Genomic DNA, 21,451 nt, shown 5'->3' on the forward strand with positions numbered 1-21,451 from the left:
GGACACGCCGTGGACCTGGGCGCCCTCGTACAGGGGGACCGTGTCGGCGTGATCGAGGAGCCAGTCGACGGCGGAGCCCCGCCCCGCGCCCGTCCTCAGGCCTCGCGCGCCCCCGCGTACATGTCCTCGATCAGCGCCTTGTACTCGCGTTCGACGACCGGCCGCTTCAGCTTGAGGCTGGGGGTCAGCTCGCCGTGTTCGATGTCCAGGTCACGCGGGAGGAGGCGGAACTTCTTGATGGTCTGCCACCGCTGAAGGCCCGCGTTGAGCTCCTTGACGTAGCCCTCGATGAGCTCCACGGTCTGCGGGGCGGCCACCACATCGGCGTACGCCTTGCCGTCCATGCCGTTCTCGGCGGCCCAGCCGAGGATCGCGGGCTCGTCCAGGGCGATGAGCGCGGTGCAGAAGTTCCGGTCCGCGCCGTGCACCAGGATGTTGGAGACGAACGGGCAGACCGCCTTGAACTGGCCCTCGACCTCGGCGGGCGCGACGTACTTGCCGCCCGAGGTCTTGATCAGGTCCTTCTTACGGTCGGTGATGCGCAGGTAGCCGTCGACGGAGAGCTCGCCGATGTCGCCGGTGTGCAGCCAGCCGTCGGACTCCAGCACCTCCGCCGACTTGTCCGGGAGCCGGTGGTAGCCCTGCATGATCCCGGGGCCGCGCAGCAGCACCTCGCCGTCGTCGGCGATGCGGACCTCGGTACCGGGGAGGGGCTTGCCGACGGTCCCGGTGCGGTAGGCCTCGCCCGGGTTGCAGAAGGAGGCCGCGCTCGACTCGGTCAGCCCGTACCCCTCCAGGATGTGCACGCCCGCACCGGCGAAGAAGAAGCCGATGTCCGGGGCGAGGGCGGCGGAGCCTGAGACGCAGGCACGCAGCCGGCCGCCGAAGGCCTCGCGGATCTTCGAGTAGACGAGGGCGTCGGCCGCCTTGTGCTTGGCGCCGAGGGCGAAGGGGACGGAGGCGGTGCCGGTACGGCGGAAGTTGTCCTGCGAGACCTTGGCGTACTCGCGGGCGACGCCCACGGCCCACTGGAAGATCTTGTACTTGGCCCCGCCACCGGCGCGGGCCTTGGCCGCGACGCCGTTGTAGACCTTCTCGAAGATGCGCGGTACGGCCGCCATGTAGGTGGGCCGGACCACCGGGAGGTTCTCGATGATCTTGTCGACCCGGCCGTCGACGGCGGTGACGTGGCCGACCTCGATCTGCCCGGAAATGAGCACCTTGCCGAAGACGTGCGCGAGCGGCAGCCAGAGGTACTGGACGTCCTCGGTGGTGACCAGCCCGGTCGCCGGGATGGCCTTGGCCATGTACGACCAGTTGTCGTGCGGCAGCCGCACACCCTTGGGCCGCCCGGTGGTGCCGGAGGTGTAGATCAAGGTCGCCAGCTGGTCGGCGGTGATGGCCGACACCCGCTCCTCGACGGCCTCCGGGTGCTCCGCCAGGTGTGCGGCGCCCCGGGCCTCCAGCTCGGAGAGGGTCAGCAGCCAGCCCTCGGGGTCGCCCTCGACCGGCTCGGCGCCGGCCGGGTCGATGACGACGACGTGGGTGAGGTCGGGCAGCTCCGCGCGTGACTCACGGGCCTTCGCCACCTGGACCGCGTTCTCCGCGATCAGCACCCGGCTCTCGGAGTCGGCCAGGATGAAGGCGGACTCCTCAGTGTTGGTGGAGGGGTAGACCGTGGTCGTCGCGGCCCCGGCGCACATCACGCCCAGGTCGGCGAGGATCCACTCGATCCGGGTGGAGGACGCCAGGGCGACCCGCTCCTCGGGCTGCACGCCGAGCGCGATCAGGCCCGCCGCGATGGCGTGGACCCGCTCGGCGGACTCGCCCCAGCTCAGCGACTTCCACTCGTCCGGGCCCTCGCCCGTGGACGAGGGCACCGGGTAGCGGTACGCCTCGCCGTCGGGGGTGGCGGCCACCCGCTCGATGAAGAGATGCGCCACGGAGGGCGGTCGATTGTCGATCAGGGTCTGTGGTGTGTCGCTCACGACGTCCTCCGGGCCTGCGGCATCACTACGACCGGCCGCTTGGTGATCCTGCTGTCTCTGCTTGCTTCTCGTTCCCGCTCTGCGCGTGATCCTGATCCACCCGCGCGTCCTGCTCGTCCCGCTCGCTCGGCTGTTCCCGCCCTGTACGGCCGGCTCACCACCGGCTTGTTTAACTGGCGAGTAACTAGACGAGCCGTGATCAGGGTAAAGCTCGCCCGGGCCTCGCGTAAGAGGCCACGGGCCCCCGGTTGATAACGAACGGGCCCCCGCCCTCCGCGCTGTGCGGAGGAACAGGGGCCCGAACGTGTGACGCCTCGAACGCCGCCCCCATACGCCCGGTGGAGGTGTCCACGGGCGCGTGGGGGCGGCTTACGGGGATGCCGCGGCGGGTTCGCCGCGGGGCGGGGCTACTTCTTGCCCTTGGCCTCGGCACCGGACTCGTCGGTGGACAGGACGGAGATGAACGCGTCCTGCGGCACCTCGACGTTGCCGACCATCTTCATCCGCTTCTTGCCTTCCTTCTGCTTCTCCAGCAGCTTCCGCTTACGGGAGATGTCACCGCCGTAGCACTTGGCGAGGACGTCCTTGCGGATGGCGCGGACGGTCTCACGGGCGATGACCCGGGAGCCGATGGCCGCCTGGATCGGCACCTCGAAGTTCTGCCGGGGGATGAGCTTCTGCAGCTTGGCGACGAGCCGGACGCCGTACGCGTACGCCTTGTCCTTGTGGGTGACGGCGGAGAACGCGTCGACCTTGTCGCCGTGCAGCAGGATGTCGACCTTGACGAGCTGCGCCGACTCCTCGCCGGTGGGCTCGTAGTCGAGCGAGGCGTACCCGCGGGTCTTGGACTTCAGCTGGTCGAAGAAGTCGAAGACGATCTCGGCGAGCGGCAGGGTGTAGCGGATCTCCACCCGGTCCTCGGAGAGGTAGTCCATGCCGATCAGAGTGCCGCGCCGGTTCTGGCAGAGCTCCATGATCGCGCCGATGAACTCGCTGGGCGCGAGGACGGTGGCCCGGACGACCGGCTCGTGCACCGAGTCGATCTTGCCTTCGGGGAACTCGCTCGGGTTGGTGACGATGTGCTCGGTGCCGTCCTCCATCGTCACGCGGTACACCACGTTGGGTGCGGTGGCGATGAGTTCGAGGCCGAACTCGCGCTCCAGGCGCTCGCGGATCACGTCGAGGTGGAGCAGACCGAGGAAGCCGACGCGGAAACCGAAGCCGAGCGCGGCGGAGGTCTCCGGCTCGTAGACCAGGGCCGCGTCGTTGAGCTGGAGCTTGTCCAGGGCCTCACGCAGGTCCGGATAGTCCGACCCGTCCAGCGGGTACAGCCCGGAGAACACCATCGGCTTGGGGTCCTTGTAGCCGCCCAGCGCCTCGGTCGCCCCGTTGTGCAGGGAGGTGATCGTGTCACCGACCTTGGACTGACGGACGTCCTTCACGCCGGTGATGAGGTAGCCGACCTCGCCCACGCCGAGACCGTCCGCCGGAGTCATCTCCGGGGAGGAGACGCCGATCTCCAGCAGCTCGTGCGTGGCGCCGGTCGACATCATCCGGATGCGCTCGCGCTTGTTGAGCTGGCCGTCGATCACACGGACGTAGGTGACGACGCCCCGGTAGGAGTCGTAGACCGAGTCGAAGATCATCGCGCGGGCGGGGGCGTCCGCGACACCCACGGGGGCCGGAACGTCCCGGACCACCCGGTCCAGCAGCGCTTCCACGCCGACGCCGGTCTTCGCGGAGACCCGCAGGACGTCCTCCGGCTGGCAGCCGATGAGGTTCGCCAGCTCCTCGGAGAACTTCTCGGGCTGCGCCGCCGGAAGGTCGATCTTGTTCAGCACCGGGACGATGGTGAGGTCGTTCTCCATGGCCAGGTACAGGTTGGCCAGGGTCTGCGCCTCGATGCCCTGGGCCGCGTCGACCAGCAGGACCGTGCCCTCGCAGGCGGCGAGCGAACGCGACACCTCGTACGTGAAGTCCACGTGACCGGGGGTGTCGATCATGTTGAGGATGTGGGTGCTGCCCTTGCCCTCCGCCGTGGCGGGCGCCCACGGCAGACGGACCGCCTGGGACTTGATGGTGATACCGCGCTCGCGCTCGATGTCCATCCGGTCGAGGTACTGAGCGCGCATCTGCCGCTGGTCGACCACGCCCGTCAGCTGGAGCATCCGGTCGGCAAGGGTCGACTTGCCGTGGTCGATGTGCGCGATGATGCAGAAGTTGCGGATCAGCGCCGGGTCGGTACGGCTCGGCGCGGGCACGTTGGTAGGAGTCGCGGGCACGCAGGGTCCTGATTCTTGAGACGCCGAACGCCGTGTCTCGGGTCGATGTCGGGTCGGTCGGATCTATACGTAGCTTCCATCGTCCCACGCCTGCGGGCCGACGACGGGTTTGGGCCGGTAGGAGGGTGACTGGTACCGTGGTCAGCTGTGCCTCGTGGCTCCTCGGACGACTCCCAGGACGACTCCTCGGAGTGGCGTGGCGCACTCAGAAGATCCAACGAACCTGAAAAGGCTCTCTCGTGGCGAACATCAAGTCCCAGATCAAGCGGAACAAGACCAACGAGAAGGCGCGCCTGCGTAACAAGGCCGTCAAGTCGTCGCTCAAGACCGCGATCCGCAAGGCCCGTGAGGCTGCCGTCGCCGGTGACGTCGAGAAGGCCACCACGGCCGCTCGCGACGCTTCCCGCGCGCTCGACAAGGCCGTCTCCAAGGGTGTCATCCACAAGAACGCCGCGGCCAACAAGAAGTCGGCCCTGGCCTCCAAGGTTGCCTCCCTCAGCGCCTGAGCACCCTGATGTGATCGCCGGAAAGGACACAGCGGGCCCTCTCTCCCGCTCCTGACCGGCACCCCGTGCCGCACACCGAACCTGCGTTCGCCACGCGGGTGCGGCACACAGAGCGTGAACGGAAAGGCCCCGTACGTCCCCTCCCCAGGGTGACGTACGGGGCCTTTCCGCGTGTGGTGTGAGGTGTGGACTGCTGCCCTCACTGGGGGCACGTCCGGGGCTTTCCGCCTTCCGTCTTTCCGTCTTTCCGTCTTTCCGCGCGTGGGCGGGGCCTCGCGGGGCCCGTCCGGGGCTCGTGACGAGCGTCTCGGGCCGGGCTCAACGGCCGCCCCGCGCGGGCCTCGGGTCCGAGCGGCTCAGCGGCCCGCGCGGGCCGCTCGTGCCACGGCGACGACCGCCTTCTCCAGGGCGTATTCAGGGTCGTCGCCGCCCCCCTTGACGCCCGCGTCGGCGGCTGCCACGGCCAGCGTCGCCGCGGCGACCCCGTCCGGGGTCCAGCCGCGCATCTGCTGGCGCACGCGGTCGATCTTCCACGGCGGCATACCCAGCTCACGGGCCAGGTCGGCCGGGCGCCCGCCCCGGGCCGAGGAGAGCTTGCCGATGGCCCGGACCCCTTGGGCGAGGGCGCTGGTGATGAGGACCGGGGCGACCCCCGTCGACAGCGACCAGCGCAGCGCCTCCAACGCCTCGGCCGCCCGGCCTTCGACCGCCCGGTCCGCGACGGTGAACGAGGACGCCTCGGCGCGGCCCGTGTAGTACCGCCCGACGACAGCCTCGTCGATGGTGCCCTCCACGTCCGCGACCAGTTGCGAGACGGCACTCGCCAGTTCCCGCAGATCGCTGCCGATGGAGTCCACGAGGGACTGGCACGCCTCCGGGGTGGCGGACCTGCCCAGCGCCCGGAACTCCGACCGTACGAAGGTGAGCCGCTCGGCCGGCTTCGTCGTCTTCGGGCAGGCGACCTCGCGGGCTCCCGCCTTCCGCGCGGCGTCCAGCAGGCCCTTTCCCTTGGCGCCTCCCGCGTGGAGCAGCACCAGGGTGATCTCCTCCGCCGGGGAGTCGAGGTATGCCTTGACGTCCTTGACGGTGTCGGCGGAGAGGTCCTGGGAGTTGCGGACGATCACCACCTTCCGCTCGGCGAAGAGGGACGGGCTGGTCAGCTCGGCGAGCGTGCCGGGCTGCAACTGCTCCGAGGCGAGATCGCGGACGTCCGTGTCGGCGTCCGCGGCGCGGGCTGCCGCCACCACCTGCTGCACGGCGCGGTCGAGGAGGAGGTCCTCCTGGCCCACGGCGAGCGTGAGAGGGGCGAGCGGGTCGTCGGTGGGATTCCTTCTGGTGGCCATCGCCGTCCAGCATCCCACGCCCCACCGACAGCCACCGTCGGCCCGCCCGGTCCATGACCGGGCCCGGGGGCGGGAGCCGGGAGCCGGAAGCCGGGGGCCTGGGGCGGGGGCCGGGGTGGCGGGAGCCGGATGCGATCCCGCCCGGGAAACACCGTTCTGCCCGTGGGAAACCGCCGTTCCCCGGGCCCCCCTACCGTCCAGCCGTATGACGAACCGAACGACGGTGACGACTCACTCGGTCGAATACCCGCCGACGGCCTGACGATGGTCGGCCGCCTCGCGCTCCCGGGAGGCACGGGCCCTCGGCCGGCCGTCCTGCTCGGGCCCGAAGGGCCGGGGCTGAGCGACTTCCAGCGCCGCCGCGCCGACGCCCTGGCCGAGCGGGGATACGTGGCGCTGGCCTTCGACATCAACGGCGGGCGCTGGTTCACCGACCCGCAGGAGATGCTCGCACACGTGACCCCTCTGCTCGCCGATCCGGACCGGATGAGGAGGATCGGCCACGCGGCACTGGACGTCCTGCGCTCCGAACCCCGGACCGATCCGGAGCGGATCGCTGCCATCGGTTACGGCACCGGGGACGCGATCGCGCTGGAACTCGACCGTGACGGCGTGGACCTGCGCGGAATCGGAACGGTCAACGCGCTGACCACCGGCCGCCCGGGCGAGGCGACGCGCATCCGCTGCCCCGTGTGGGCCGGGGTCGGTTCGGAGGATCCGATCATGCCGAGCGCGCAACGGGACGCGTTCACCGCCGAGATGCAGGCAGCGGGCGTCGACTGGCGTTTGGTGGTCTGCGGAGGCGCCCTGCACGCCTTTCACCATCCGACGGTCGACCAGGCCGTACTCCCCGGCGTCGGCCACCACCCGCTGCACGCACGGCGGGCCCGGCGCGACATCCTCACTCTGCTCGACGAGTGGGTGCCCGTGACGGAGTGATCCTGCGCACGCGAACCACGGGTTGTCGGCCCCTGCCGGAACGGGTGCCCGCGAGCGCGCACCCACCGTGGTCCGGCCCACGGTCGCACCCGGGGAGAATGGGCGGGTGAGCGATGTGAGACATGTACTGGTTCTGCCCGACCGTGACGCCGCCCAGGAGGTGGCGGAGGAGCTCCCCGACCGCTTCGCCGTCGGGGAGGAACCGCAGCTGCTGAGGGACGCGCTCGCCGGTGAGGACGACGCCGAGGACGCCCAGTGGCTGGTGGTCGTGGAAGACCCGGACGGGCTTCTCGACGCCGCCGCCCTCGACGCGTTCGCGGCGGAGTACGAAGGCTGGCTGGAGACCCCGTAGGGCGGCGCCGCCGACCGGCTCCCGAGCTGCGGGAAGCGCCGCCCCCGGGCTGCGGGAAGCGCCCCTCCCGGACGGCAGAGCCCTGCTCCCGGGTGGCAGAAAGCTCTGCCACCCGGGAGCCCGGCCGGGGTCAGCTCTTCTGGACGATCTGGATGTCCATCTCGATGGCGATGCTGGAGCCCACCACCGCGATCCCCTTGGCCAGCATCGTCTGCCAGGTGAGGGTGAAATCCTCGCGGTGCAGTTCTGTGGTGGCCCGGCAGGCGGCCCGCGCCTCGCCCTCCAGCCCGTTGCCGAGGCCGAGGTACTGGGTGTCCAGCGTCACCGTGCGACTGACGCCGTGCAGGGTGAGCGCGCCGGTGACGGCCCACCGGGTCCCGCCGCGGTGCGCGAAGCGCTCGCTGTAGAACTCCAGCGTCGGGTAGCGGCCGACGTCCAGGAAGTCGCCCGACCGCAGGTGGTCGTCGCGCATCTGGACGTTGGTGTCGATCGAGGCGGCGTCGATGATGACGTGCATCGCCGAGTCCTCCATGTGCTCCGCGATGCGGATGGCACCGGCGAAGGTGTTGAACCTGCCGTGGACGCGCGCCATGCCGATGTGTCGCGCCACGAAGCCGATCTGACTGTGGGTCGGCTCGATCTCCCAGTCGCCGGGGGTGGGGAGCTGCGGGGGCTGTGCCAGCTGGAGCCGTATGTCGCCGAGGTTCGCGTGCCCGTTCTCGGTCACCACGACCGGCCCGTGGAACGGTGTGAACCCCTCGGAGGTGACACCCAGCCGGTACTCCCCCGCCGGTACCGCGGCGAGAATCCTGCCGTACGGGTCGGTGTCGCCGCCGAAGACCCTGCGGCCCGAAGTGTCCGTGACGACGAACTCGGCCTCCAGCACGGGCTGGTCGACGGGGTCCAGCACCCGGCAGCTGATCATGCCTGCGGACTGCGGCACGGTGACACCGGCGAGGGCGCCGCCGGAAGCGGCCCCCGACTGTCCATTGCTGCGAAACAAACGGCCGAACATGCTGCACTCCTGGGGCGATCAGATCACCTGGGGCCCCTGCATCTGTACGTCGCTGTCGGAGCAGCGGCCCGCCGACGAAAATGCATTCGATCACTCTTGCCGCGTTCGAGGCAAACAGAGTCGGTCATGCGGGGATGAAGGGAGCTGTCACGGACTGCTACCGAAGATCCTTATTGACGCCACCTCTCATAGATTGATCCGTATTGCGGAATCCGTATTGCGGATTGCCGTGCCTCCGGCGGCCCCGGTACGCGACATCGGTCCTGGCAGCGGTAGGCGCGGCCCCCGCGCCCCTACCGGCGCCCCATCACCCGTAGTCCCGCTCCCGCGCCGCTCACGGCGATCGCGCCGTCCACGTCCGTACGCATGACCTTCGCGCCTCCCGCTGTCAGCGCCGCCACGGTGCGCGGGGCGGGGTGCCCGTACGGGTTCCCGGCGCCGCAGGAAATGAGCGCGAGCCTCGGTCGCAGCCGGCGCATCAGCCTCGGGTCCTGGAACCCGGAGCCGTGGTGTCACAACTTCCTTGGAGTACATCTACTCGCTAGCCTTGTCGTCATGAAGACCTCCGCCAGGGCCCGCAGAGTCGGCCTGTACCTCCGCATCTCCGATGACCGCGAGGGAGCGGGACTTGGCGTAGAACGCCAGAAGAAGGAGTGCCTCCCCCTCATCAGCCAACTCGGCTGGCACGTCGTAGAGATCTATGACGACAACGACATGTCGGCGACCGACCGGCGGAGGAAGCGCAAGGGCTACCACCGGATGCTGGCCGACATGGAGAGCGGTCACATTGACGCTGTGGTCGCCTGGCACCCGGACCGCCTTTACCGGCAGCCCCGGGAGCTGGAGGACCTGATGGACCTCTTGGACAACCCGAACCTGGACGTGGAGCTGAGGACGGCCAGGACAGGGACCATCGACCTCTCTACTCCCGATGGCCGGATGCTCGCCCGAATCCAGGTGGCCGTGGCCAAGCGCGAGGTCGAGCACCGCCGGGAGCGCATCTTGAGCAAGGTCGAGGAGTTGGTGGTCGCTGGGAAGATCCACAACTCCGGCCACCGGGCCTTCGGCTACGACCGGCACTTCGACGGCACGGGGGAACGTCGAAAGATCACCCACGAGACAGTGAACGAAGAAGAGGCCCGCTGGATCAGGCGCTGGGCTGACCGGGCTCTGGCGGGCGAGACGATGTACAGCCTGGTGATGGACGCGGTCGACAACGGAGTGAAGACCACCACCGGCGGCGATTTCTCTCACCAGGCGATGCGGTTCATGCTCAAGTCCGGCCGCATCTCGGGCCGCAAGGAACACAAAGGCGTGATCAGGGGAAAGGCTGTCTGGCCCGCCATCATCACACCAGAAAAGAGCGACGCCCTCCGGGCTCTGCTCGCCGAGCACTCCGCAGAGTACAAAGCAGAGTTCGGGGAGCGCGACTCTACCGCCCGGAAGTACCCGCTCTCGGGTCTGCCCCGGTGCACTTGCAAGATCCCGCACATCGTAGGGGAGCCCTGTTCATGCGCGGCGGAAGGGCGTCGGCATCACAGGATGAGCACAGGCCAGCGCGGGGACAAGATCATGGGCATCTACACATGCAAGCGCGACACCGGCGGTTGCGGCGGACGGACGATCCAGATCCCTGACCTGGAACCGCTCATGGAGGAGCTGCTGTTCAAGAGGCTGGAAAAAGTCGAGGCGGCAGCCGAGGGGGACCCTCATGACCCCCGGCCGGCCCTGGAAGCCAAGCTCGCTCGCTGGGAGCAGAGGAAGGCCGAACTTGAGGAAGAACTCCTGGACGGCGACCGGCCGGCCCGCGAGATCCGGGATGCGATCGACAAGCTCAACGTGCGGATGGGGAACACCCGCCGCGTGGCCGCGGAGTACAGCGTCAAGGCCAACCTCTCCGAGGTCAGCGCCGCTGAGCTGAGAAGGGAGTGGAAGGGCTACTCCGTGGCCCGGAAGCAGTCGGTGTACCGAGGTCTGATCAAGGAGATCCTGATCCACCCCGCGACCCGGCCGTTCAACCGCTGGAACCCGGACCGGGTCGAGGTGTTCTGGAAGTGATCAACCCGAGCCGCTTCGCCACCCATCAGGTGAAAGGAAGTCTCTGGGATCACCCCCGACAGAGATCTCACTGACCCTGACTCCGGGGATGTGGAGCCCTTCCAGCGGCTGGTCGTCCGGATGGTGGAAGACGCTCCGGTGGGCATTCAACACAAGCTGCTGGTTGAACGTCTGCGCGATTTCGGCGCTCGCCGGAAGCTCACGGTCTGGCCCAGGACAGTTCTGAATCACGAGTCCCACATGGCGGTCCAGGGGGACCAGAAACATCTGCGCTGTCGCCAGACCGACACCATCGTCCCCGGTTCCAGCTCGCGGGACCAAGACCACGGGGCAGTCTGCTGTCAGCAAAGCCTGATCCGGAAATCGGCAGATCCACCAAGCGCTGGCATAGAAGTGGCTAGCCGCCTTGGGACCCAGATCGCTGATGAGCTGCAAGTGCCTGTTCGGGTGCTGCTTCACCTTGTAGGAGTCGAAGTCCGTGAGCCTCGCCCAGCTCACCTCGATCTCCTCTGTTGTCGGTGGTCTCCCCAGTCGTTCTGCGAGCACTTGGCGGATGCGCGGTTTGCCGTTGACCGCCACACTCAGCTTGAGCATGAAGTCCGCGACCTCGTCACCGCCCTGCCGGATGGCCGGAACCCTTACGTACTGAAGCGCCACCCATGCCGCGAGAGCGGCGCGATGCTCAGCGACCAGAGGCCATTCGCCGTCATCGGCGACTGCCCGGATCGCCTGAATACCATCGTTCTCGATCAGCCCGAACGCATCTTCCGCTGCGTCCGACCACTGTCCGGCTGCGGATTCCATGAGGTAGAAGTCCCTCACCACAGTGGACCGCTTGATGGGCTCGCGCCTACTGACGCCGTCCTCCAGCCGAAGACGGGACACCTGCATGTGCTCACCGGCGAAACGCTCCAGGTAGGACCTGGGCACAGTGTGGTTGTTCCGCTTCAAGCCCTTCTTGGCGCTTCCCATGATCAGACCGCGGCCCTTCGCCATGGCGCTGCCGGATCTGCCAGCGTGTCGAGGATCAGCTCGCACCAGGTCACCGCGGCGTTGACGGTCAGGCGAGCATGGCGGACCCCGAGTCCTGAAGGCGCGCTGGCCTGCCCGTGGCCACTGCCGAAGCCCTGGTTACGCAGCTCCGCGACGCCCACGGCGATGTTGACGGCTCCAGACAAGATCCTCTTGATCGCCTTGCTGCCATCCGGCCCCTCGGGCGCTGAAGCGGCATCCAGTCTCAGTTCCTTGTGGACCATGGCCACCAAGACCGGAACGTCTGGCTTCTTCGCGACGACGACACCCAGTTCGTGCAGAGCAGTCTTGGCGGTGGCCTCGATGAGCTGCTTGGCGGCCCCGATGGCCCCCTGGGGGTCAGTGGTCAGGTCCCGCCTGATCCGCTCCAGCTCGACTGCAATACCTGAACTATCGGTGAGAGAGCTGAGGTCACGGCCGAGAAGAGAGATGGGCTGCTGCTTCCACGAGATCCGACCGCTCTGGTCGAGAAGGAAACCGTCGCGTTCCAGCCGGACACCGATGTCCTCCAACCACTTCGGAGTGCCCTCCTGGTCAGGATTCCGGTACTCGCGGATGAAGTCCTCGAAGACGAGGAGTGCTCGCCGAACGTGGCCCGGATCAGCCCAGTCCACGCCCTCCGCGTAGAGCATGAACTCAGTACGCCGCTGGCCTGGATCGCTGTACTTCAGCTCGTCTGGGGGGATAGGGGCGAACCCATGGTCCTCCCATAGCCCGGACACGATCCGGAGGGTCAAATCCGTAGCGAGTGAGCGGAAGGCGTTGCGGGTCGCTGGGCTCACCAGCTCGCGCCGGGCGGTGACGGTCATGATCTGACGATACGAGCAGACCCTGACACCGTCATGACCTTTTCCGACAAAGGACTTCAACTGCGCTGTGCGGATCTCATCAGGTCCGTCTTCACCCGGCGGAGCATCCGGGTCTGGGCCACCGTCAGCGGGGGCGCGGTGGCCATCTGCCGCTCCACCCACGCGGCCTCCTGGCGGTCTCTCTCGACCCAACGAAGCTGATGCATCACGAGGTTGCCCACGAGCTTCCGCATCGCGGGAGAACGCAGGGGCCGGCCGTTCACGACCGGACCGTACGAGACCTTCCGGAAGCCACCCGGGGCCTCGGGGTCAAGGATGACGAGGCCCTTCATCGCGCGGACTCCGACCGATGCGGCAGCGCGCCAATCTCTATGCCAGACATACGGATACGCTGTCACCCAATCGAGTGACAGCGCAACTTCCGGTTGACCGCTCGGGGATCTCGCCAGCATTTCCTGGAGAGATAAACCTGATCGGTCAGCTGGCGACAATCGGCGCCGGGAGATCCATCGTCAAGATCTGATTGATGACGGCGCCGATGTTGAAGCCCGCCTGGGTCGGGTTGTACCGCACGAAGGCGCACCCCAACTGGTCTGCGATGAAGGTCTGGCGCCACCACTCGCCGCTCCGGTCGTACGTCTCGTGGCCGTGCTCATCGCACTCGACAACGACGTTCAACGTCGGCAGGTAGGCGTCCACTTTGAAGGGTCCGACCGAGTACTCCTCGATGAACTCGACAGGCGCCAACGCGGCCTTGAGGACCCTCAAGGTCTCGGCCTGCGGAAGCGGCGCGTAGACCAGCTCGATGCCCAACTCCACGGCCATATCCCAGGCCGTAGCCTTCCGGCTCGTGGCGACAAGGAATTTCAAGCCGCCCAAGGTGATTGCCGTGGTCCTGGTCTCAGCCCGGGGTCCAGTCTCGCCAAAGAGACCCCACCTGACCCGCCGCTTCAACCGGTCCGGAATCCGAGCGCTCGGCTCGGATTGCCGATGCCCGAGAACCCGGCATGCGTCCCACGCCGAATAGACCATCTCGCCGTCTAGCTCAGTAGTCCGAATTTCGCTAAGCTGTCCCAAGTCTGTTTCCTCCAGACCGGTCACGGGGGTGTTTGCTGCACCCACCGAGGCTCTGTTCTCTCGCCAGAGAAAATGTCGAAGGCCCACCCCAGTCCCCCGGGGTGGGCCTTCAACATGTTAGCCGTCTCAAGTGGCTTGCGGTGACGAATCTGTCACGGAGCACGATTACCCAGTAGGGGCCGCCTCGATTCAGATTCCGAGGATGCGGAATTTAAATTCGGACTCGTACAACTGGTCGCGGAACGCCTCGATCTGGATACAGAGGACGTACTCCCAGCAGAGCGGATCGTCAGGGACAAGGCCAGCATCCGGACCACCTCCTGCCCCCCTGACCGCGTACGGCCTCCAGAGCCCCCTTGGCGCCCTCTGGAGGCCCGTCCTGGGTCCTCCACCAATCCGTGCCGACTCAGGGCCTACTGGCGCCCCTCAGGCACCATCGGTGGTCACGGGCTCGTCCTGCGGCTCATCCAGCAGAACCTTCCACGCGGGCCGGAAGGCGAGGTGATCGGCGTACGCCAGTACGAGTTCAATGACTACCGGGCTCCGGCGGCGCAGGGACCCATCACCATAGATTTCCTGGGCGAACGCCTGCCAGCGGGAGCGGGGCTCGTTGGCCGCCACTCTGCGCGGCATCTCCTCCACCCATTCCATGATCCGCCGCTTCGCCTGGGCATCAGCAAGGACCCGCTCCCGCAGACGAGCCACGTTCTCGTTCTTGCCGGGCTTCAGCGCCTTAGCCGCCGCCTCGTCCTCAGCAATGCGAGCCCCCAGGAAGTCCATCAAGTCCGCGAAGTCGATCTTTCCCATCACTGCCCCCCTAGTCGGTGTGCGATGGGGCAATCATCCGCTCCAACCTCAGTCTCTACAGGGCTTCCTGGAGAACTTCCCCGGTCACCGGGGGACCTCGGCGATAATGCGCCTCCGCATCTCCGCCAGCAGCTCCGGGGAGACCGCCGCGGACCCCGAGGAGTCCTGAGCCGGCCGCCGCTGAGGGAGAGGGCGCGAGGTTCCCTCCCTCGCCGTCTCGACCAGTACCGCCGGGGTGGCCGGAACCGGGCCCGCCTCGGCCTCCTGGGCCCGCAGGTGCTCGTACAGCTCCATCTCGTCCCCGGCCGCCACCAGGGCCTTCCAGACCCCGTCAGCGTCCGCCGGGAGCGGGTTGGCCGCCAGGTACTCGTCCCGCCTCGGAGAGGCCGCGCTGATCCTGTACGCGAGGTATCCGGCCGGAGTCCCCCGACGGGCCGAGGTCTCCTGGATGGCCCTGTCCTGGGCGGCCCGGCGGTTGCGCACGTCGTGGCGGGTGACGCGCTCGTCGTACCGGTCGCCCAGCGCCTCGTCGAAGACCTGGTCCCAGGCGATCTCGTACACGAATGACCTTCCCTGACGGGTCTTCTGGACCAATCCGGGGATCGCCCCGGCCATCCGGGCCAAGAGGTCGCGGGCGCTCTTCGGGGCCAAGCCCAGGAGCCCGGCGATGTCCCCGCTGGACAGAGTCACGTCTCGCAGGCCGGTGAGAACGGCGAGCTTCCACGCCTGGCGGCCGAGGGCGAATTCCGGGGCGTCCGGGCCCTGCGCCTCGGACCAGACGTCCAGGGATGCGTCCAGGGCCCGCAGGGTCCGCGCCTCTCGGGACATGCCGGTCATCGAGTCCAGGCGGGAGAGGGTCCTCACCCCCTCGGCCAGGACCTCCCGGGCCCTTTCGCTGATTGCGGCGGTGACTACCGCATTACCCTCCAAGATCCTCTTTCCTCTCTCCAAGGCCAGGAGGGCCAGGGCCTCAGAAGCCTCAGGGCCCTGAAGAGTCTTGGGAGAGGTACTGCGGTAGTCACCGCCGCAGTTGGAGTGGAACCGGAGATGCATCTCCTCGCGCTCCTCAACCGTGGGCGAGGAGGTCCCCCGACTCCTGGTCCAGATGAACCCGTGCTCGCTCAAGCTCCTCTCGGGTCCAGCAGAGTCCCGGACGGTCTTGTCGGAGAGGCCGCACCAGCGCGCGAGGCCACGGGTGCCGTCCAGGTACGGCCGAGAGACGATCTGCCAGGCCATCACCTGCTCCACGAGCGACTCGGCGTGCCCCACGGAGCGCGTGGCGATCTCGACGAGGTGCGCGGCGTTCACCGGCTCCGGCGCGGCGGGGAGATCGGTTCGACCGGTGACGTCACGGCCGCTAGAATTCTGGTTCACGGTGCTCCGGTTCATTGCGTGGGCGGAGTGCCGGTCCTGCGAGGTGTTGGAGCCTCTCAGACCGACGGAATTTAAATTCCGGTGTCGTCGCCCTCGGTTCGCACCCGGGGGCTTCGTCGTGTTCGGGTCAGGATAGACGTTCGGACACCTGATTGGCGAACGTCGAAAACCACTCAAAGAATCCTTGTAGAGCCGTCTCCGTAGGGCCACTCCAAGGAAAGTCCGAGTAGTAAATGCGTCTTGCAGTACCCATTCTCGGAATTGCCTTTCGCATACCCTCCCGGGTAATATCAATCCATCGCCACAGGGCGATACGACTCCACTGGAGGACCCCCGCACGGGGATGTCCTCCGTGCATTGAGTCGAAGGGAATGCCGATGCTCTCCATCGCTCCCATATCACCCCAGGCTCCGGTCAGGGTCTCCTTGTCCACCGGCTCCCTGCTCATCGTCATGCACAGCGGGAAGCCTCACGTGGTCGTCCGCCCGGCAGTCGAGTCCCTGGGACTGGACTACTCGACCCAGCTCCGGAAGTTGAAGACCCGTTCCTGGGCCTGCGTGGTGCAGCAGCCCATGCAGATCCCGGGTGACGACCAGATCCGCTCGGTCGCCGTCGTCCCGGTCCGGACGTTCTTGATGCTGCTGGCCACGATCAACGAGCACCGCGTCGCCGAGCACGCCCGGCCCGCCCTGGTCGCCTTCCAGAACGAAACCGCTGACGCGATCGAGGCGTACTGGACCCAGGGTGTGGCCGTCCGTCCCCGGCCCTGGCAGATCAACCGACCGCGTGGCATGACCGTCTCGGACTTCCGGGTCACGTTTTTCGGGGACGTCGCACCGCGTCAGCTCGACAGGCACCTGTACGACCGGGGATACCTGATCGACCAACGCAACACCCGAATCAACTCTCACGGGGAGCTCCGCGACGGGTACAAGCACCGTCACCCCACCGCCAAGGGCTCCCGGTGGTTCCAGCTCCCGGAGGACCGGTACGTGGACGGCAACGGGCACGAGCGAGGCGGAGCGGTCATCCGACCAGATCGAGTCCACGAGCTCGTCGACCAGCTCATCTCCGAGGGCCTGGAGCACAACGCCACTATCTCCCGGGCCCCGAGCCGGCTGGCCTTGACGGAGTCCACCGAGGTAGTCGACGGCTACCGAATCACCATGCGCAGGGGTGCCTGATGGCACGTCTGAACACCGATCCCGTGAGCACCGACGAGATCCATGCCGTCCTCACCGCCCCGGACCTCCTCATCAGCGCCAAGGCGATCTGGATCTACCTCCGGATCGTCACCGACCCGCAGTCCCAGAAGGCCATCTCTGACGCGCTGCGTATGGACCCCGCCACGGTCTCCCGGCTGGTGAGGGCTCTGGAGACCGAGGGTCTGGCCCGCAAGGTCCACGGTGTCTGGCTCTCGGAGGTGCCCCGATGAGGCCCACGGAGAGGTTCATCGTCGGCTACGGGGCCCAGCCGATCCAGAACACCGTCCATGAGGACGGTGTGATCAAGACGGTCACCATGAGGCCCGTCCGGGTCTTCGAGAAGTGCCCCGACGGCTCCCTGCTGGAGCTGTTCGACAAGGCCAAGTCCGCCGCTCTGGCCGCCTTCTGGGTCGACGCCGAGCGCTTTAACGAGCAGCAGGAGAACTGATCATGGCCGTCATCGAGAAGCCGTCCGGCGCGCTGTTCGACAGCGAGACCGGCGAGTACCTGTACCCGGACCCCTGGATGGTCGGGCAGGGGTACATGACCCTGAAGATCATCGGAGGCGAGCCCGTCATCCGGATCACCGAGATCGGGATCGAGTACCTGCGCGAGCAGCTCCGGCGCGAAGGCCCGGGGGCGCAGGGCCGATGATTACCTGGCACCACACCAACCTGGGACTTCACCTCGTCGCCGCCTCGATCCTGATCGGCTTCGTGATCGCGATCATCCGGCTGATGCGGGGAGCCCGGTGAGCTTGACCGCCCTCAACCAGAACCCCGAGATCCCCGACGGGGCTACCCGGGGCGAGTACGCCGCCCTGCTCCGCCTGCCCCCGATGGGAGTAACCCCGTGAACAACGAGTGCTTCGTCTGCGAGGACCCGCAGGAGGCCAAGACTTGCGACCGGTGCCGGAGCCGTATCCGCGGTGCCCTCGCTCAGCTTCCCGAGCAGTACGCGTACCTCTCCATGAGCCGTCAGCCGTCGCGGGGAGGTGGCGGTGACGGCAGGTCCTCCGCCCGTCTCCACGCCCCTCCCCCGGGTCGGGAGGACGTCCTCAACCTCCTCGGGCCCGCGAGCCGTGACGCCGTCACTGACGCCCATGACCAGGTGGGCCCGGCGCCGTTCCTGGAGGTCCTCCGTAGCTGGTGCGAGGCGGTGACCGAGGAGAGACGCCTGACGCCCGTCAGGCGGGACGTCAGCTCGATGGTGACGCTCTTGACGCGACACCTCGGATGGATCTGCGAACGCCCCTGGGTCCGGGACTTCGACGAGGAGATACGGGACCTGCTCAGGACCGTCCAGAGGATCACGCTGACGGAGCCCCGGAAGGAGCTGCTGAAGGGCGTGACGTGTCCGAGCTGCGAGGGCCTGACGCTCGTCCGGTACGTGCCGGGTGACTGGGCCGCCGAGTGCGCCCTGTGCCAGTCGGTGAAGCTCGACCGGCGGGATTACGAGAACCTCGTCCGAGACCAGGCACTGACCCAGGAGATGTGACCTCCCGTGCCCAGCACAGGACCTGCCCTGCCACCCCATGCGCTGGCAGGGCAGACGCCCGTACGCACCCGCTGGAACGCCCAGCTTGGCCTGACCGTGGGCGCGGCCGTCCTCACGACCGCGCTCACGGTCGTGAGCTTCTGGTTGAGCTTCGAAGCCCTCCACGACCTGGCCACCGACCACCGACTCAGGGGCGAGCGGGCCTGGGCCTGGCCCGCCACGATCGACAGCTTCATCGGCATCGGTGAAATCCTGATCTTGAGGGCCTCGTTGCTCCGACGCGTCGATCCGTGGGCCATCGCCCTGACGGCGGCCGGCTCGGTCGGCTCGATCGTCCTGAACGTCGCCTCCGTCGGCGTCAGCAAGGACGTCCTGGACTACGTCGTAGCCGCCGTGCCGCCCGTGGCCGCTCTGTTGGCCTTCGGCGTTCTGATGCGCCAGGTCCACGAGTTCCTCGCCTCGCGTCAGCAGGTGCTGACAGCTCCGCCCCTGCCGTCAGCCAAACCCCCGACACACCAGAAGGAGCCCGAGGTACCGGAGACCGACGACAGGACCCAGGAGACCGGCGAGTCCCCCGTCGAGGAGGCCGCCGCGGCGGAGGAACCCGAGCCCGTCAGGGCCGAAGGCGAGCGCCGGGAACCGCTGACGCAGCGGGACCGGATCGACCTGGTGATCAAGGGCCTCTACGACTCTCTGGGGCAGCAGCGTCCCGGTACCCGTCACATGACTGACGCCCTGCGGAAGGCCGAGTTGCCCTCATCTGACGGCACGGCCCGGGAGAGCCGGAAGAGGGTGGAGGCCGCCGAGCCTCACCTGAAGACGCTGCCCTCCGCTCCCGCCGCCTGAGCGAGCCCTCGCACCCACCAGGGGTGCGAGGGCTCGCCGGCGGCGGGAGGTCCCCCTGCGCATGGCCCGGGAGATCGCAGGGAGGCTGAAGGAGGGCGAGAGGCCGAGCGACTTCGTGATCCGCCTGGTGTTCCTCGCGATCCCCGTGGGAGTCCTCTGGAGCCCCCTCGCGGCCCGCAGGGGCTTGATATGACTCCTGCTGGCCTGCTGCGTCGGAGCCTGGCGAGCGACGCGACGAACCAAGGGCGAGCCCGGTCTCCGCCCCGAGGATCTGGGACAGATCGCCAACACCCACCGCGGTGCCTACGAGTAGTGGATCGGCGGCTGTCCGCATCAGAGCCGGGACAACGACCGGTAGGCGCACGGTCTCTGGGCATACCGCCCACGACACGGCTGACGGAACGGCACACTGGCCCGATGGCATATGACCTCTCGAAGGGTGTACCTGCACCCGAGTTCGAAACGCAGAGCTTCAAGGGCTACGTCGCGACAGTGACGCTCCACGCAGACCGCGCTGAGATCAAGCGCAAGCTCATGGGGAAGATGACCGGCGCCAAGGACTGCGTCATCCCCCTCAACGACGTCATCAAGGTTCAGTCCAAGGAGCCGACCCGGCTCGTGAACGGGTACGTGCAGCTCGCCACCGAAGAGGATCGGGGGCAGCTCCGACTGGCGACCGCCGAGGCGCAGAAAGCCATCGCGAACAACTCCCACACCGTCCTCTTCACGTGGAACCAGCGGGAGACCTACGCCGCCTACCTGGCAGCGGCTACGGCTGGAGTCCAAGGTCAGGGCGGCAACCCGTTCGGATGAGGGGCACTCCATCCAGGTCGAGGCAAAACCGACATTATGAGACAAGATTCCATAGAGAGGGACAGGGTGGCCGTGGCCAGGTGGATGTGCGAGGCATGTGGTGCGTTACTTCCCGGGCAGTTCGAGCCGGTCACGTCCCGCCACGCCCGACTCGTGGCGCACGAGATCAAGCCCGTACCTTGGGTGGCCCACAAAAATGGCAAGCCGACATCCAGCCCCACCCCGCCGCGCTCCCGGCAGACCCCTCATGAACGCCTGACGTGGATCTCCGTCACGGCCCTGGTAATCGGATGGATCACTTTCGGCATTTGGCACGAGGACGTGTACTGCCAGCAGAATCCGAACTCCGGGCCCAACATGCGCGTGGACAGGTCATGCTACGAGGTCCTTGCAGAATCAAGCACCTGGAGGGCAGTGATGGGCAACCTCGGCCTATGGCTGATCCTTGGAAGCATCGTCGGCTTCATCGTCGCCTCGTGGTGGTGGTTGCGACACAACCTTCGTGAGCGGTGACAGTGGACGAACCGCTTCAACCCCTTGGGTTGATTCAGCAACTGCCGGGCGCGTCAACACCGTCACGATGCCTGTCCTGACGAGCCGGCCAAGCTGAGAGAGAATGACTGCCGTGCGGATAGAGATCCTGGTGGGGCTGATCGGGTTCGGCGGTGCCGTAGTGGGTGCCGGGGGTGCGCTACTCGGCGGATGGCTCCAGCAACGCCACCAGGCCAAGACCGCGAAAGAGCAACGCCGGGACGAACGCCGCTTCACGGCTGGCCGCACGGCCTTGGACATGCTCATACGTCTTCGTCGCGTGGCAATGAGCCGCTCTGAAGGGAGCGCCGAGCGCGAGGAGGCATGGATTGACGAGCTGGTCGAGTGGACCACCACCTTCGATGCCGCCCTCCTTGTCGTGCCCGACGGAGACGAGATGCGTGAGCGCGTGTTCGAGGTCGTCAGGCACCTCGGGTTCTACGACTCGCTCGGTCAGACGCATTCCGAGGCGAACCGCTGGATCGACCTCACGTGCAAGGAGGCAATCGAACTTCTCTCCGCCTTCTTGCGCGAGGAGCCGCTCCCGCCACGGTCGAGGCCATTCGTGAACCAGATAGGGATGGTTCAGGCGCATCTCCGGTCCCGTCAGACCCCGCCCTGACGCCCGCCAGAAGAAGTACTTGCTTTCCCTAACGAACGACTGCATACTCTCGAACAGCAGGACAATTGCGTCCATGTGCAGGCCCCGACTCCCCTGGAGATGCGGGGCCTTTCGCATGTGCTCGGGAGGACTTCAGTGGAGGACGAATCCTGGCTGACGGCCCGAGAGGCTGCCGAGCTGACGGGCGTCAGCATCGTGACGGTCTACTCGTGGGTCCGTCGTGGCCACCTGAAAGTCGAGGGCCTCGATCACCGGGGCCAGAAGCTCTTCCGACACCTGGACGTGGCAAGGGCCGAGCAGGCCACCAGGACCAGGGCCAAGCGTGTCCTGAGCGCGGCAGCCTGACACCCGAACG

23 protein-coding genes and 2 pseudogenes are annotated in these 21,451 nt (G+C 67.5%); 14 read left to right on the forward strand and 11 right to left on the reverse strand.

Translation table 11 applies throughout. The annotated features are described in order from the left end of the window. Positions 1-95 precede the first annotated feature (95 nt). Positions 96-1,988, reverse strand: a complete 1,893-nt coding sequence (locus ACWD3D_RS02460) for an AMP-dependent synthetase/ligase (protein WP_451459054.1) — start codon at positions 1,986-1,988, stop codon at positions 96-98. Positions 1,989-2,395: 407 nt separating this feature from the next. Further along, positions 2,396-4,270 (reverse strand): translation elongation factor 4, encoded by a 1,875-nt coding sequence (lepA, locus tag ACWD3D_RS02465; RefSeq protein ID WP_451459055.1) that lies wholly within the window; start codon positions 4,268-4,270, stop codon positions 2,396-2,398. Positions 4,271-4,509: 239 nt separating this feature from the next. Here lepA and rpsT point away from each other — a divergent pair, with 239 nt between their 5' ends. Next, positions 4,510-4,776: a 30S ribosomal protein S20 gene (gene rpsT / locus ACWD3D_RS02470; protein ID WP_327175777.1), complete on the forward strand. Its 267-nt coding sequence runs from the start codon at positions 4,510-4,512 to the stop codon at positions 4,774-4,776. A gap of 356 nt (positions 4,777-5,132) precedes the next feature. Here the strand turns inward: rpsT and holA are convergent, their stop codons facing one another. After that, a complete protein-coding gene (gene holA / locus ACWD3D_RS02475) occupies positions 5,133-6,119 on the reverse strand; it encodes a DNA polymerase III subunit delta (protein ID WP_451459056.1) in 987 nt (328 codons plus the stop codon). 205 nt (positions 6,120-6,324) lie between these two features. On the opposite strand from holA, the pseudogene ACWD3D_RS02480 reads away from it, so the two are divergent. Together ACWD3D_RS02480 and ACWD3D_RS02485 are read left to right on the forward strand one after the other, a co-directional pair. Continuing rightward, a pseudogene (locus ACWD3D_RS02480) lies at positions 6,325-7,058 on the forward strand (dienelactone hydrolase family protein). 106 nt (positions 7,059-7,164) lie between these two features. Continuing rightward, complete coding sequence (locus ACWD3D_RS02485) at positions 7,165-7,410, forward strand: hypothetical protein (RefSeq protein WP_387368219.1); 246 nt, start codon at positions 7,165-7,167, stop codon at positions 7,408-7,410. A 130-nt stretch (positions 7,411-7,540) separates the two neighbouring features. Here the strand turns inward: ACWD3D_RS02485 and ACWD3D_RS02490 are convergent, their stop codons facing one another. After that, positions 7,541-8,425, reverse strand: a complete 885-nt coding sequence (locus tag ACWD3D_RS02490; RefSeq protein ID WP_451459057.1) for a YceI family protein — start codon at positions 8,423-8,425, stop codon at positions 7,541-7,543. Between the two features lie 293 nt (positions 8,426-8,718). Then, positions 8,719-8,937 (reverse strand): annotated as a pseudogene (locus ACWD3D_RS02495) (hypothetical protein); the annotation flags it as partial. Between the two features lie 43 nt (positions 8,938-8,980). Between ACWD3D_RS02495 and ACWD3D_RS02500 the strand changes: the two are divergent. Further along, positions 8,981-10,483 (forward strand): recombinase family protein, encoded by a 1,503-nt coding sequence (locus ACWD3D_RS02500; protein WP_451459058.1) that lies wholly within the window; start codon positions 8,981-8,983, stop codon positions 10,481-10,483. On the opposite strand, the gene ACWD3D_RS02505 is transcribed toward ACWD3D_RS02500, so the two are convergent. The 6 genes from ACWD3D_RS02505 to ACWD3D_RS02530 all read right to left on the reverse strand — a co-directional run bounded on the left by ACWD3D_RS02505 (position 10,484) and on the right by ACWD3D_RS02530 (position 15,582). Then, positions 10,484-11,479, reverse strand: coding sequence for a DUF4238 domain-containing protein (locus tag ACWD3D_RS02505; protein ID WP_451459059.1), 996 nt, complete (start codon positions 11,477-11,479; stop codon positions 10,484-10,486). Further along, positions 11,458-12,324: an abortive infection family protein gene (locus tag ACWD3D_RS02510; RefSeq protein ID WP_451459060.1), complete on the reverse strand. Its 867-nt coding sequence runs from the start codon at positions 12,322-12,324 to the stop codon at positions 11,458-11,460. Before ACWD3D_RS02510 ends, ACWD3D_RS02505 begins: the two co-directional genes overlap by 22 nt. A gap of 56 nt (positions 12,325-12,380) precedes the next feature. Beyond that, positions 12,381-12,587, reverse strand: a complete 207-nt coding sequence (locus ACWD3D_RS02515) for a hypothetical protein (protein ID WP_451459061.1) — start codon at positions 12,585-12,587, stop codon at positions 12,381-12,383. Positions 12,588-12,801: 214 nt separating this feature from the next. Further along, the gene (locus tag ACWD3D_RS02520; RefSeq protein ID WP_451459062.1) at positions 12,802-13,149 is read right to left on the reverse strand and encodes a hypothetical protein; all 348 of its coding nucleotides are present in this window, start codon (positions 13,147-13,149) and stop codon (positions 12,802-12,804) included. Positions 13,150-13,827: 678 nt separating this feature from the next. Next, complete coding sequence (locus tag ACWD3D_RS02525; protein WP_451459063.1) at positions 13,828-14,208, reverse strand: DUF6221 family protein; 381 nt, start codon at positions 14,206-14,208, stop codon at positions 13,828-13,830. Between the two features lie 84 nt (positions 14,209-14,292). After that, complete coding sequence (locus tag ACWD3D_RS02530; RefSeq protein ID WP_451459064.1) at positions 14,293-15,582, reverse strand: hypothetical protein; 1,290 nt, start codon at positions 15,580-15,582, stop codon at positions 14,293-14,295. A gap of 377 nt (positions 15,583-15,959) precedes the next feature. On the opposite strand from ACWD3D_RS02530, the gene ACWD3D_RS02535 reads away from it, so the two are divergent. The 10 genes from ACWD3D_RS02535 to ACWD3D_RS02580 all read left to right on the forward strand — a co-directional run bounded on the left by ACWD3D_RS02535 (position 15,960) and on the right by ACWD3D_RS02580 (position 21,441). Next, the gene (locus ACWD3D_RS02535; RefSeq protein WP_451459065.1) at positions 15,960-16,766 is read left to right on the forward strand and encodes a phage antirepressor N-terminal domain-containing protein; all 807 of its coding nucleotides are present in this window, start codon (positions 15,960-15,962) and stop codon (positions 16,764-16,766) included. Further along, entirely contained in the window at positions 16,766-17,017 is a 252-nt protein-coding gene (locus ACWD3D_RS02540) for a MarR family transcriptional regulator (protein WP_451459066.1), read from the forward strand. The genes ACWD3D_RS02535 and ACWD3D_RS02540 overlap by 1 nt, the downstream gene beginning before the upstream one ends. Next, positions 17,014-17,235, forward strand: coding sequence for a hypothetical protein (locus ACWD3D_RS02545; protein ID WP_451459067.1), 222 nt, complete (start codon positions 17,014-17,016; stop codon positions 17,233-17,235). The genes ACWD3D_RS02540 and ACWD3D_RS02545 overlap by 4 nt, the downstream gene beginning before the upstream one ends. Positions 17,236-17,237: 2 nt before the next feature. Further along, positions 17,238-17,441, forward strand: a complete 204-nt coding sequence (locus ACWD3D_RS02550) for a hypothetical protein (protein ID WP_451459068.1) — start codon at positions 17,238-17,240, stop codon at positions 17,439-17,441. Between the two features lie 198 nt (positions 17,442-17,639). Further along, positions 17,640-18,284 carry a hypothetical protein gene (locus tag ACWD3D_RS02555; RefSeq protein WP_451459069.1) on the forward strand — a complete coding sequence of 215 codons (645 nt, stop codon included), beginning with the start codon at positions 17,640-17,642 and terminating at the stop codon, positions 18,282-18,284. A 6-nt stretch (positions 18,285-18,290) separates the two neighbouring features. Beyond that, complete coding sequence (locus ACWD3D_RS02560; RefSeq protein WP_451459070.1) at positions 18,291-19,130, forward strand: DUF2637 domain-containing protein; 840 nt, start codon at positions 18,291-18,293, stop codon at positions 19,128-19,130. Between the two features lie 417 nt (positions 19,131-19,547). After that, on the forward strand, positions 19,548-19,943 hold the full coding sequence (locus ACWD3D_RS02565) for a hypothetical protein (protein ID WP_451459071.1): 396 nt from the start codon (positions 19,548-19,550) through the stop codon (positions 19,941-19,943). Positions 19,944-20,096: 153 nt separating this feature from the next. Next, positions 20,097-20,456, forward strand: a complete 360-nt coding sequence (locus ACWD3D_RS02570; protein ID WP_451459072.1) for a hypothetical protein — start codon at positions 20,097-20,099, stop codon at positions 20,454-20,456. A 112-nt stretch (positions 20,457-20,568) separates the two neighbouring features. Beyond that, positions 20,569-21,096: a hypothetical protein gene (locus ACWD3D_RS02575; RefSeq protein ID WP_451459073.1), complete on the forward strand. Its 528-nt coding sequence runs from the start codon at positions 20,569-20,571 to the stop codon at positions 21,094-21,096. 135 nt (positions 21,097-21,231) lie between these two features. Then, complete coding sequence (locus ACWD3D_RS02580) at positions 21,232-21,441, forward strand: helix-turn-helix domain-containing protein (RefSeq protein WP_451459074.1); 210 nt, start codon at positions 21,232-21,234, stop codon at positions 21,439-21,441. The last annotated feature ends 10 nt before the right edge of the window (positions 21,442-21,451 follow it).

This window comes from Streptomyces sp. NPDC002690 (assembly GCF_053592415.1).